We start from the raw sequence: 13,671 nt of genomic DNA, 5'->3' as shown, positions 1-13,671 counted from the left end.
CTTCACCCGCCTCTGGCATTTTAGTTGATGACTGTCTCACATTATAGGTTGTTAGCTTCAGCCGCTCCATTATAAAATTTTGTCCTTATATTAGCTTTCTTGACGATCGTCCATCGTACATTGACAGTGTCTGCAGGAATGGTTAAGGTAATAATTACATTACATAACCATATTTACACCTTTAAGGAGGCCTCCTATGGAACAAGATACTTTAGCCATGTTCCGTGCGCTGACCGAGATGCACGGCGCGCCGGGCTATGAAGACGAAGTCAGGCGCTTTATGCGCTCCGAGCTTGAGAAGCACACCTCCGAGCTTGTCATGGACCGGCTCGGCAGCCTGTTCGGAGTGCTTCGCGGAGACAGCAGCGGCCCGAAAGTTATGGTCAACGGCCATATGGATGAAGTGGGCTTTATGGTAACGGCCATCATGGATAATGGCATGCTCAAGTTTAAGCCACTAGGCGGATGGTGGAGCCAGGTGCTGCTCGCGCAGCGGGTAGAAATCAATGCCAAGCAGGGCAAAATTATCGGTGTCATTGGCTCTACTCCACCCCATCTGCTTGATGAAGCGCAGCGCAGCAAGCCAATCGACATTGCTGCTATGTTTATCGATATTGGAGCAGATAACAAAGAGCATGCCATCGCGATGGGCGTCCAGCCAGGTCAATCGATCGTTCCGGTATGCCCGTTCACACCGCTTGCCGGGGGCAAAAAAATACTTGCCAAAGCCTGGGACAATCGCTTCGGCGTGGGACTTGCGCTCGAATTAGTGAAAGATTTGAAAAATGAGAAGCTCCCGAACATTTTATATGCAGGCGCAACCGTTCAGGAGGAGGTTGGACTGCGCGGCGCCCAAACAGCCTCTGCGCTTATCCAGCCCGATATTTGCTATACGCTGGATGCGGGCCCGGCCAACGATACGGGCGGCGACAAATATGCGTTCGGCCGGATCGGCGAAGGCACGCTCATCCGCATTTTGGACAGCTCTATCGTGCCGAACCGCAGATTGACCGAATTTATTCTGGACATCGCCCATACCCACCGCATTCCGTATCAATACTTTGTGTCGCCAGGCGCGACAGACGCCGGGCGCGTCCATCTGTATGGACAAGGCGTTCCTACAGCTGCTCTAGGTCTGAGCGCGCGCTATATCCATACAGCAGCCTCGATGATTCATACCGATGATTATGCCGCTGCCAAGCAGCTGCTGGTCGAGTTGGTCAAGCAGTCGGACCGCAGCCTGCTGCAAACATTAACTTCATTCGAATAACTTTATAGAAACAGCGTGACCGGCATGGAGCCGGATTGCGCTGTTTTTTTATTTTTTTGAGCCGCATATCTATATTAGCCCGTATAATAATAAATAGAAGAAGCTACAGGCTGTGGAGGTTCAATGTTATGGATAACAATCGCGCATGGTACAACCGCTTCAAACTATTTTTTCTCAACAACCGCTTCGTCCTATTTCTGCTAGTCCTGTTGCTGATCGGTGTGAATATTTTTGTACTGACGAAAATCTCGTTCGTCTTCACGCCGTTCGTCGTCCTCGTGCAGACACTTCTGCTGCCGCTGCTGCTTACTGGCGTCGTTTATTATTTGCTTAACCCGCTAGTTGATTTTCTCGAAAGGAAGGGCATTAAACGCGTTTTTGCAATTCTTTCACTCTATTTGCTGCTAATTGCTATTATCGCGCTAATCGTGCTGGCAGTAGTACCGCTTATCCGCGAGCAAATCAACGGATTGCTCGAGAACTTGCCGGCCTACGGTATAGAAGTCGAACGGCAGTTCCGTGAATTGATCGGCAGCAAGTTTTTCAATGAAGTACAGTCTGCTTTGGGTGTAGAGAGTATTGATATTACTGCTAATATCAGCAAATGGGCGACCGCTTTATTGCAGAACACCTGGACGCGGCTAGGAGGAATATTGGGTGCTGTTACCGAAGTTGTGCTCGCCGTCGTCACTGTGCCTTTCGTGCTGTTCTACTTGCTTAAGGATGGCAAGAAGCTGTCGGGCTTCATATTATCCTTTATTCCCAATGCGCTGCGCGCCGAGACCGGAACCATCCTGAAAGAAACGAATCACCAGATCAGCTCCTATATCCGCGGACAAATTATTGTCAGCTTTTGTATAGGAACGCTCCTTTATATCGGTTATTTGATTATCGGACTGGATTATTCGCTTGTTCTCGCAATCACAGCAGCATGCACCAGCGTAGTTCCGTACCTTGGTCCGGCGATCGCCATTACACCCGCACTAATTGTTGCCTCAGTAACCTCGCCGGCCATGCTGTTGAAAATGATCGCAATCTGGACAATTGTTCAGCTGATTGAAGGCAAATTCATATCGCCGCAAATTATGGGCAAAACACTGCGCATTCATCCGGTCACAATCATTTTCGTCATCCTGACCGCAGGCAAGCTCTTCGGCATCTTTGGCATTATTCTTGCAGTCCCGGGTTACGCCGTGCTCAAGGTCGTTGTGTCACATATTTTTCAATGGTTCAAAATTCGCTCCAGACTTTACGAAACTGAAAGTACAAATAGGTAGAAAAGCCGTCTTCTCCGCAGCTGCGACTGCTGGGAAGACGGCTTTTCATTTGGCAAGCTATTTGGCTGTGCTCAGACTGTCTAAAAACTGATGAATAAATTCGGTATCGCTAAGCTGCCGCTGCACATCCTCCGACCATCGGTTCCCCTCAAGCAAGCGCCAAAGCTCTTTGCCATAGAGCGCCTCTATTTGCCGGCGCTCTACAGTATAGGCAGCATTTTCGAATTGATAGCGGATTGTCTGCAAATTGCCGATCAAGGCAAAGTTGGCCGTTGAATTATAGAGCAGCGCTTGCTCGACAAGCTCCTGTCCAATTGATGCCGCATCGCTCGCAAACTTAATGTTAATTGCCAGCCGTTCAGAATCTAATGAATAAGTGCGGTCAACATAACCGAGCGGCAGCTCGCTATTTAGCCTCGTAATATTCGCAGCATTTCCCATATTATCATGTCGATATTTCAGTACTTCCTCGATATGATGCGTCTTCGGCAGGCGCTGCTCCTTGGCTAATTGCTGCTCGCGCGATTCTACACCGGGTGCAATGCCAAGCTCAATCAAGATGAGACCGATTAAACCGCAGGTAAATAGCGCAATTATGACAATATTGACTCGCTTCATAGGATCCATCGTCTTCATTTCTCCTCATTTTGACTGAATAACCGGCAAGCTTTATAAATGAGACAAGCAGTTTAGGTCAAGTTATTTTCGTGCAGAAAGCCAGGCTGATATTTGCTGTGCAGCTTGAACGCCGGCATGACGAATATAGAAATGGGCTTGTGCCCCGCCGGAGGCAAGAGCTACACGGAAAGTAGCCAGCCTCCGTCGGACCTGGAACGGCGATTGCGTCACCTGATGCCATTGAATGCGCTGTTTCGGCATTAGAGCCGTTTGTCTTGTAAAACCGCCCATACGCACTGCAAGCTGGTTGTCATCGAGCGACCAGCCGGCCTGACGGAAGCGGAGCACGCTCCACCAGGCCGCGATTAGCGGCAGCAGAAGCGAGAGCCAGCCCCAGTGATCCGGTATGAAAACGATCGGGGCAATGATGACGAGCAGCGATACAGTGACCGGTATCAGCAAATAATTGCGCAACGCGCGCCGCTCGATCGTATGCCACTTTGCGGGCGTAATCGCTTGCGGGACAAACCGGCTTAAAAATGCTTCGACCTCGGAAGTTTTTATAACCGGAAACAGCAGTCCGGTCTTGCCGTCCTTCCCGCCGTAACCTGCCGTAACGACTCGAATGCAGACATATCCGAAGGGACGGCGCAGTATATTTTCTACGAGATGAACGGCTTGAATCCGCTCAAGCGCAATTGTAATATGCTTGCGCTCCAGCAGCCCTTTTTCAATGACCAACTTGTCATCCTTTAGTGTCAACGTGTAATTGTACTCTGTCATCACGGTGGCTATAAACGCGGTCACCCATGCAAGCAGCAGGACGATCACCGCAACCCAAATCCCCCATGTCGGGCCAAAAAAGCGCTGCATAAAGCCCCACAAGTCTATTCCCTTCAGCAGCTTATCCAGCTGCGAAAAAACGGTACCGAACACAGCAAGCACGATCCCGATCTGCCCGGAAGTTGAGCTGTAAACGAGCAGATCTTTGAGCGGGATTACAGACCTGACCTGGTCCGCCGCCGCTTCCAACTTATGAGCAGCCGGCGTTTCGGCTGCAGGATCAGCGGTCTGTCCGTTCAGCCGCTCATCCATCTCATTCGCCGGCTTCTGAGCTGCTGCCATCCGCGGCAGGACAAGCTCTGCCCGAATTTGTTCCGCCTGCCCGGCCGCAATCGCCGACAATATCGCTTCCGGCTTTTTGCCTCCTGCCGTTTCAACTTGCAGCTTAACTAGTCCGAATGGGCGATGAAAGAGCCCGGCGCTTGTATCGACCGATTGGACACGATCGCGGGATATCCATATTTTTTTCCGGACCCAGACGCCATGCTCCACCTTTAATGCCCCGTTTTCAATCATATAGCCGAAACGGAGCCACTGCAGCAAGCCCATTACTATAAGCAAAACAGCAAAAAATGTGATCATTGCGACAAGCCAAACAAAATTAACCTCTCCGCGAAAAACAGTTGTGACCAGAAAGGCGATTAACGGATAGACCAGATCTTTGGCTGATTTCACTATAAAAAACAGAATGGAAATGGGATGAAGACGGCGCAGCTGCTGCAAGGATTGTTCATCAGATCTCTTCATCGGACAACCTCGCCAAGTGTGCTATTCGCTGCCGTACCTCTTCCGCAGTCCGCTCAGTCAATGCCGGGATTTCATGGCTTCCGGCTGCGGTGGAAAAGGTGACAGACGCCAGGCCAAAAGCGCGCATTAGCGGCCCTTGCTTCGAGTCGACATGCTGAATGCGAATCATCGGAATTAACGTCCGCTTGCGCACAATAATGCCGTGCCGCAACGAAATTTCATGCTCGGTAACCAAATAGCGCCATTGCCTGTAACGAATCGGCGGAATAACGCCAATCTCAAAATAAGCTCCTATAACAGCTGCCAGCGCTGCTGCTATTACAATCCAAATCGGCCAATCGAACCGCCACGTGAGGACGAGCAGTACAATGACAATTACGGCATATACGCCTGCGGAAATCCATCCTGATAGCCGCCACACCCGCAAAGCTCGTTCGTCTATTTTGTGCAGCTGCGCCTCGTCGCTAGTATTTTGTTCATAGTCAAGCTTCACCGGTATCCCTCCAGACTGCTCTTTATATTTATCTTTTGTTACAATAGCATATCTCAGCAAGTATGTTAACTGTCTGGAGAGGTAAAAAAATACTCCCCCACCTCGCGCTTTGCAAATGCAAAACGTGAAATGAAGGAGTTTTTTACATCGTTATTTCAATCCGCTTGGACCATACAGTTTCGTCAAGCTTAATTGCCACGCCTTGCTCCTGCCTGTATTCCGCCAGATCGGCCTCAATGCCATTGATGGTCATTTTGCTTACACCGGTCATTTTTCCTTGCGGATTGTAGACTGTAATGTGGAATTGCGCATTGCCAAACCGGTAATTAACCGAATATTCCGGCCAGCTCCGCGGAATGCACGGACGAATAAACAGCTGATCGGCCCGTCTTGTGACGCCGAGAATCGATTCGAGGCCTACCTGATACATCCAGCCCGATGCTCCGGTGTACCATGTCCAGCCCGCATGCCCCTTCAATGGGTCCGTTGTATAGACGTCGGCAGACATGACATAGGGCTCGCCTGCATAACGCTGAACCTCGCCCGCTGTTCTTGTATGTGTGATCGGATTGAGCATATGGAACAGCTCGAAAGCTTTATCGCCCTCCTCAAGCTCGGACCATGCAGCGATGCTCCACAGCACCCCATGCGTATATTGGCCGCCATTCTCCCGCAATCCAGGCGGGTAGCCTTGAATATATCCGGGGCTTGGATCCGACTGATCAAAAGGCGGCGTCAGTAAAGCAACGACGCCCAGACTGCGGTCGACCAGCTCACGATCAAAGGACTGCATCGCCGTTCTGACTTTATCCGGCTCGCCTGCCCCGGATAAGGCAGACCATGATTGGGCAATAGCGTCGATGCGGCACTCGGCTCCTGCTGCGCTGCCGAGCCACTCGCCGCTATCGTGGAAGGCCCGCCGATACCATTGTCCATCCCAGCCGTGCACATTAATCGCCTCAGCGACCTTGGCCCGTTCGGCGCGGTAGCGCTCTGCCCGCTCCAGCTCTCCCCTCTGCTCGCAAATCGAAGCAAACCGCTGCAAAATATCGCTCAAGAACCACCCTAACCATACACTTTCACCGCGGCCCTCAATGCCGACGCGGCTCATCCCGTCATTCCAGTCTCCGCAGCCAAATAACGGCAGGCCATGCTCGCCATAAGTGAGACTGCGCTCGATTACGCGGATGCAATGCTCATAGACCGGCCCCGAATGGCCTGATTGCACCGTGGCTTCATACCGTTCTTGCTCCCCGTCCTGCAGCGTTTCGCTCGTCAAGTAAGGGGCAAGCTCGTCCAGAATGGAATGATCGCCTGTATGCTCTACATACCTGGACACGGCGTACGGCAGCCACAGCAGATCATCCGAGAAGCGAGTGCGGATACCGCGCGCTGTCTCTTCATGCCACCAGTGCTGTACATCGCCTTCCACGTATTGATGCGAAGCGTGAAGCAAAATTTGCGCTCTCGTAATGTCCGGCTTGCTGTGCAGCATTGCAAGCGAATCCTGGAGCTGATCGCGGAAGCCATAGGCGCCTCCGGCCTGATAGAAGGCGGTGCGGGCCCACATCCGGCAGGCGAGCGTCTGATACAGCAGCCAATTGTTCAACATCAAATCCATTTCACGGCTCGGCGTCGCTACTTGCACCTGCTCAAGCGCAGCTGTCCAAAACTGCTGCAGCTCTTTAAAAGCACTCTCGCATGCGTCATAGGTGCGATAGCGGTTGACCAGCCGGCCCGCTTCATCAGGCGATGCGGCGCAGCCAAGCAAAATATAAACCGTACGCGACGCTCCCGGAGCAAGCTCAACGGTCGTCCGAATCGCCCCGCAGCCGTCAGACTGCGTGCCGGCCTGGTTCGAGAGGTTCGCCCTCCCCATTGCATCAGGACGCTCAATGGCGCCGCCGCGCCCGATAAATTCGCCGCGGTCGGAAGAATACGACACCTCCCCAAGCTCTTCAGATGCGCCAAAGGCCAGAAAAGCTGTCGCTTCCCGGAACGTATCCTGAAAACCGTTGCGGGCCATCAAAATCTGCTCCCCCGTCCACTCCGTTACAAGAAACGCGGCATTGCCTTCACGGCGAACGCCCAGCACCCATTCCGCGTAATAGGTAAATGATACTGTGCGCGCCGCCGAGCCGTAGTTCGTCAGCTCGAGCCGCATCAATTTGACCGGATCATGGAGCGGAACATACATTGTCAGCTGCTGCTGCAGGTCGTTAAAGGCTTGACTGAACCGGCTATAACCGCGGCCGTGCACCACCTGATATGCCGGAAACTCCCCGCCTCTGGCCATCGCGAACGGCCAGTAGGCGCCGCTGCTCTCGTCGCGAAGGTAGCAGACTTCACCAGGCTTGTCCAAGGCTGTATCGTTAGACCATGGCGTCAGTTTGCACTCGCGGCTGTTGCGCCACCAGGTATAGCCCGTTCCAAGCTCCGACACAAATGTGCCAAAGACCGGATTGGCCATTACATTTATCCATGGCGCGGGCAAATAACGCTTTGCCTCTACCGCGATCGCATATTCTTTCCCGCTTGGCTTGAAGCCCCCCCAGCCGTTAAAAAACAACAGCGACTTCTCGTCCAGCTTGACCTGCTGGCCGCTTTCAAGCGGCATCCGTGCCGGCATGGCCGCCGGCTCAGCAAGAATCCGCTCAGGAAACGCCACACGCAGCTGCGCCTTCAAGCTTGGACCATCTGCGCGCAATATTGCTTTTGACACTGCAGTGAATAAATCCCGCTCCTCCACAGATAGCCGGTCCAGCGGTAGTAAGACCACTGTTCCCGCGTAATGGTCATGCTGGCTTGAAATCTGCTCTCGCGTTCGCTGCAGCGCATCATGCAATTCCTGCTGATAGCTATCATTGGAGGCAATCAGCACGACCAAATCAAATGCAATACCCATCCGGCGCAAATATTGATGGCCCTGCAGCAGCTGCGTTACGAACGGCATCCCTGTCGCATCGGCAATTCTCACCTGAATAATCGGCCGTTCGCCGGATATTCCGTGCGCCCATAACCCCGGCTGCCCTTGCTTGTTCTTCCTCAAACTGACTTGCTGCTCCCTGCTGAGCGGCGCCGCATATAAAACTCTTCCTGCGAGCCGCTGGAATAATACTGCATCGGCAGAACTGATATTGAGATGCCGCTGTTCAATCTTGTTGCGCGTCCAGCTGGACTGAAATGCGCGTTCAATTTGATAGCTCTGCGACAGGCCCCGGGCCATTGCGAGCGCGTCGTCGCGGCTATAGGCAGCCCCGGTAATCATATACAGCTGCACCGATGCTCCCGGCGCTACAGATATCCGTCTGCGCATTATAAGTGCCGGATCGGCGACTGCGCCGGTTATTCCCTGAAGACGGCTGCCGATGCCTTGCGGCTCTGCCATCGTATTGCCGCGCCCGATGAAGCGGCTTCTGCTCGTTTCAAACTCTGCCGGACCCACCGCTCTGCCATCCACAGAGAGCGCATGGACAGCCCACATTGGCCGATCGCTGCTTTCGCGCGGACGTCTGCGCGCCAGCAATGTTTCTTGCTCCCGCACATATTCGGTCTCGATAAACAGCTTGCTGAACGCTTGATGCGACTCGTCTGCAACAGGGCTGGTCAGCACTACTTCCACATATGTTGTTACCTCCAGCAAACGTTCCTTGCTGCCGCCATTGGTTAGCGTCAGCCGCCTGATCTCCGCCCGAAAGTCAGCAGGTACACTAATCTCCAGCTTCGTTCTTATATCGCCGTCTTTGCGTGTAAACTGCGCTTTTTCTAATGTAAATTCGATATGCTGCTCATCCGGCGCGCTTTTGCATGGCTGGTAGGAAGGCGACCACAAGCGGTCTGCATCCAGGTCGCGGATATACAGGAAGCTCCCCCATTGATCCATCACCGGGTCCTCGCGCCAGCGCGTAACGGCAATTCCATCCATCATATTGAAGCCGCCCCCGCTGTTTGTCACCACTGAAGAAAAGCTGTCATTTCCATAAACAGCTACCTCAGGCAGAAGCGTCTTGGCCGAACTGAAATCGCGCAACGGCGCTGTCGGCTCATGCACGGCCGAACGAACATGCGGACGCTGCACCAGCCGCTTGATAACCGAAGCGCTTCTTGCCGGAATGCGTTCCTTCAGCAGCAGCTCTGCGGCCTCGACCCGTTTATCGGCATGGAAGCGATCGTACATTTTTTTCGGCAGCAATAGATTGGCCAGCGTCAGCAAGCTCATTCCTTGATGATGCGCCATATAACTGCGAATCGTTTTATACTTGTGTTCTGCTGGCATTCGGGCGGCAGTGAAATCAATCGCCTCATAAAATCCATATTGGCCGCGCGCGCCAAGCTCCTCCATCTGCTCCAGGGCAGACATGCCTTCCTCAACCGCATAAGGGAGCGACATGATCGCCGCATAGGGAGAGAGCACAAGATCCTCTTCCAGTCCGCGCTTGAAGCCAAGTCCGGGTACGCCGAAAGCCCTGTACTGATAATTCATCTGGTGGTCAAATGCATAATAGCCGGATTCCGAAATCCCGTACGGTACCCCGTGCTCTCGCCCATATTCAATTTGGCGCTTTACAATCCCGCGATAGGTGCTGTCCCAAATCGTCTCCTCATAAGTGCGCATGAGCAGCCATGGCATCATATATTCAAACATCGTCCCGGACCAGGACACTAATGTTTTGTATGGTCCCTGCTTAATAATGGAGCGGCCCAGCCGAAACCAATGGGAGACCGGAATCTGGCCCAAGGCGATCGCTACAAAGCTCGTTTGTCTGGCCTCGGATGCCAGCAAATCGTAAAGTATGGTCTCACGGGTTCCAGAATCGCCATGGAAGCCGAGGGTGAACAAATGGGAACGGCCATCGTATAATGCCTGAAAATCTGTGGCAGCAATGAGCGCCTCCAGCCTTTCAATCAGCAGCTCGGCGCGCTTCATCCAATAGGCGGACAGCAAATCGGCATCAGACGACGCCTCCGGCGACAATTCGACGGCAAATTCCGCAAGCCCGGCAGCGGAAGCGGGCTGCATGCCGCCTCCGTACTCCGGACGATCATGTTTCAACCATTCCAGTACGCCTTGCTTGACAGCTATAAGGCTGGCGACGAAGTTGCCGGAATCGACAGTAGAAACGTAGCGCGGCGGAAGTGGCGCAAGGGTCACCGTGTCATACCAATTGTAAAGATGGCCGTTCCATTTTTCCATTCGCTCAATCGTGCCGATCGTTTTTTCCAGGCGGTCAATCATTTCATGCGTGCGGATAAAGCAAAAATCCCGCGCACTCAAAATGGCCGTCAGCAGAAAACCGATATTGGTCGGAGACGTGCGATGGGCAACTCCGTTAGGCGGATCAAGCTGTACATTATCCGGTGGCAAATAATGATCGCGCGGTCCTGCATAATCGGCGTAAAAGCTCCAAATTTGATGCGCGAGCTCAAGCATTTTTGTTTGATGCTCGGGTCTTAGCACATTCTTCCGCTCAGGGATCGGCTGATCCAGCCATTTGGCGCACAGTGGTGCGAAAGCCCATATCAGGCACAATGCCCAGCCGGCTATGCGCCAGCCGATAGCTGGCTGGGCGAGCACGGCGATCGCGAACAGTGCGATGAAGGTATAGCCCCCCGGCATACCGTTCAATACAGGTTGTCCTGCGCGGCGATTGCGCCGCTCCACATCGGCCGAACTGACCCATTCCAGCAGATGACGCTTGCTGATCGCTAACCGGTAGACGGTTTTACTTACCGCATTAACCAGTAAAGCCGATTGGAAAGGCAGCATCCAGGCGGCAACGACAACATGCGACAAGCCGGACAGCAAATGCCTGCCCTGCCAGCCCGCTCTTGGCAAATCCGCCAGCTGGCGAATGATCGGCAGCAGCATCGTCAGACCTATTAAGGCAAACCATGAGCCGGGATTACCCGGCAGCACTGTTAAGCCCAAAGCCAGCAAGACGAAATAAACAAGCGGCATCAGGCTCCGCCGCAAATTGTCCACCATCTGCCAGCGCGTTACGAGCGGGAGATCGACGGGGCGCGGCACACCGTTTCGGTCGCATACCCGCGGCGCCAGCCAGCAAATCAATTGCCAGTCGCCGCGTATCCAGCGATGCTGTCGCTGCTGATAGGTATTAAACTTCGCGGGATGATCATCAATCAATTCAATATCGGCCAGCAAGCCGGTGCGCATAAAACCGCCTTCCAGCAAGTCATGGCTTAGTACCCGGTTTTCCGGTATTCGCTCATGGAGCAAATGGGCAAAGATTTCCACATCAAAAATACCTTTTCCTGTAAATATCCCATGACCAAAAGCATCCTGATACGGATCGGATACGGCAAAGGCATAAGGATCAATTCCCGGATCGCCCGACCACAGCCTCGTCAATCGCGATTGCCGCGCCCCTTCATAGCTGATGGCAATTCTCGGCTGCAGCATGCCGTAGCCTTCCACGACCCTTGTCCCGGACTTGTTCAGACGCGGGCGGTTATAAGGCAAGTGCATGGTGCCGATCATGCGCCCCGCACTGCCTATCGGCAATTGCGTATCCGCATCCAGCGTAATCACATAGCGGATCGCCGCCAGTTCCTCGGCTGATGCGGTAGTTACCGTGAAACTTGTACCCGCTCCGCGTCCTTGCAGCAGCTCGGCAAATTCTGCAAGTTTTCCCCGCTTGCGTTCCCACCCCATGAACACATTCTCAGCTTCATTCCACTTCCGCTCACGGATAAAAAAGTGAAACGCCGGCTTATCCTCGCGCGGATATCGCCTATTAAGTCTCTGAATCTGCTCGGTCGCATATTGCAGCAATTGCTCGTCGCCAGGCATGACAGCCTCGGGCGCATCAGTGTAATCGCCAAGAATGGCAAACTGGATATGCGGATCCCGATTCGCCAAGTAGTGCAGCTCCAGCCGGCTGACGGTTTCGTCTATTCCTTCACGCGAAGACCAGATGACCGGAATAACGACCATCGTTGCCGCCTCCTCAGGGATACCGGCTGAAAAGTTGTAGCGAAGCAGCGGTTTGGGACGAATGGTGCAGCCAATCGCGTAATGGAGCCAGACGACTGCCCATTCGCTTGCAGGAAAAATCAATGCCCCGACAATGGCGGCTGCTCCGGCAATCGATAATGGAGCAGCAGCGCTGCCCATCCAGAGAGCCATCGTAAATAAAGCCAGTCCGAAAAAAAGTCCAAGCATTGAAAAATAAGTTCTGACCGGATACTTTGAGGGACGGAACCCTTGGCCGCGATCCGGCTCACTATATGTGCGCAGCGTCTGCCGCAGCTGATGCAGTCCATCAGCTTCGTGCAAGTAATAGGCTAGAAACGTATTGCGCGGCAGCAGCTTTCGGGACGAATCGGCAGCAACAGCCTGATCGGCGAGTGCAAGGTCGCGCGCTTTGCGCGCCAGCAAAACGATTTGCCGCGCAATCTGCGGCTCAGGCACACGAAGTCTTGCCGCGATGATCCCAACTCGCTTGCGCAGCTGATCGCGGCTCGGAGCGTCAAGCAAAGGATAGTCGCCGGAAGCGTCCTCCTGCAACGTTTTCTCAACAAGACTGATGCGCCCGAACATCATCTCCCAATCCAGACGCTCCAGCTCGCGCATGCCGCCAATCAGACGACCGGCTTTGAGCTGGAAGCCAGCCTGCAGCTTATGCTCGTAGGACATAATCCGGTTCAAATCCTCCGAGCCTTTCTCCAGTTTGTAAAGCAGCCATTCACGCACGCTTGCGGCGTCGTCTGCCCACTCGCGCAAATGGCTGATTAAATGAACGACCCACGGTCCGGATAGCGGATGATGCTGGCCGGCCTCGTCGAGAGCCGCAGTGAGCTGTTCCGAATCAAGCTTGCTTGGCTCAATATGCTGCAAAAACTGCTCAACCGAAAGGCACGCCTCCTTCCGCTCGCGCACGGCTTCCATTAAATCGGAAAGGCGGCCGATCATCGTCATGCGCATAATAAGCGGCAGCGCCCACACCTCTGCCAGCGTCAACACCGAGACTTCCTGATAGGCGTTCATATAAGTCACAAATGTATTTTCATCAAACATATTATCTACCGAATCCAAATAAGCCCGGCAGGCAGCTTCTATGCGCAGCGCTCGTCCATCCTTATTGCGCAGCACCGGTAATTCGCGCAAGCTTGCATCGGTCAGACGCTCTTTGATGCCGATCGCTTGTTCTTCCAAAAATTCTGCATTGTCGAGCAGCCACTCCTCAGCGGATTGCGCACAGCCGGGGGGGCTTTCATTCAGCAGACGGACAAACGATTCCAGCTGATCCATATCGTCATAAAAGGCTTTCCACAGCGGTCTAGAAGCCAGACGGCTCTGTACAGGAGTATGTTGAAGTGCAAGCTCTCTCGCATTCTGACGGAGCTGTTCGTCGTAAGAAACCATAGATGCCTCCGTATAGTGTAATGTGTTGCCTTATTCC

Annotated in this window: 6 protein-coding genes; 2 read left to right on the top strand and 4 right to left on the bottom strand. The window is 53.5% G+C overall.

The window, feature by feature from the left end; translation table 11 throughout:
* Positions 1-196 precede the first annotated feature (196 nt).
* Positions 197-1,270 (top strand): M42 family metallopeptidase, encoded by a 1,074-nt coding sequence (locus ACFQ0N_RS00650; RefSeq protein ID WP_379322412.1) that lies wholly within the window; start codon positions 197-199, stop codon positions 1,268-1,270.
* Positions 1,271-1,398: 128 nt separating this feature from the next.
* Positions 1,399-2,547 (top strand): AI-2E family transporter, encoded by a 1,149-nt coding sequence (locus ACFQ0N_RS00645; protein ID WP_379322411.1) that lies wholly within the window; start codon positions 1,399-1,401, stop codon positions 2,545-2,547.
* Between the two features lie 57 nt (positions 2,548-2,604).
* On the opposite strand, the gene ACFQ0N_RS00640 is transcribed toward ACFQ0N_RS00645, so the two are convergent.
* The 4 genes from ACFQ0N_RS00640 to ACFQ0N_RS00625 all read right to left on the bottom strand — a co-directional run bounded on the left by ACFQ0N_RS00640 (position 2,605) and on the right by ACFQ0N_RS00625 (position 13,634).
* Complete coding sequence (locus ACFQ0N_RS00640; RefSeq protein ID WP_379322410.1) at positions 2,605-3,174, bottom strand: DUF4825 domain-containing protein; 570 nt, start codon at positions 3,172-3,174, stop codon at positions 2,605-2,607.
* A 72-nt stretch (positions 3,175-3,246) separates the two neighbouring features.
* Entirely contained in the window at positions 3,247-4,755 is a 1,509-nt protein-coding gene (locus ACFQ0N_RS00635; protein ID WP_379322409.1) for a PH domain-containing protein, read from the bottom strand.
* Entirely contained in the window at positions 4,742-5,248 is a 507-nt protein-coding gene (locus ACFQ0N_RS00630) for a PH domain-containing protein (protein ID WP_379322408.1), read from the bottom strand. The genes ACFQ0N_RS00635 and ACFQ0N_RS00630 overlap by 14 nt, the downstream gene beginning before the upstream one ends.
* A gap of 142 nt (positions 5,249-5,390) precedes the next feature.
* The gene (locus tag ACFQ0N_RS00625) at positions 5,391-13,634 is read right to left on the bottom strand and encodes a glycoside hydrolase family 94 protein (protein ID WP_379322407.1); all 8,244 of its coding nucleotides are present in this window, start codon (positions 13,632-13,634) and stop codon (positions 5,391-5,393) included.
* Positions 13,635-13,671: the final 37 nt, after the last annotated feature.

The organism is Paenibacillus sp. GCM10027626, assembly GCF_042676285.1.
In the GTDB taxonomy this organism is placed as follows: domain Bacteria; phylum Bacillota; class Bacilli; order Paenibacillales; family Paenibacillaceae; genus Paenibacillus_Z.
Note: the sequence above shows the minus strand (reverse complement) of the source record. Positions and strands in the feature narration are given on the sequence as shown.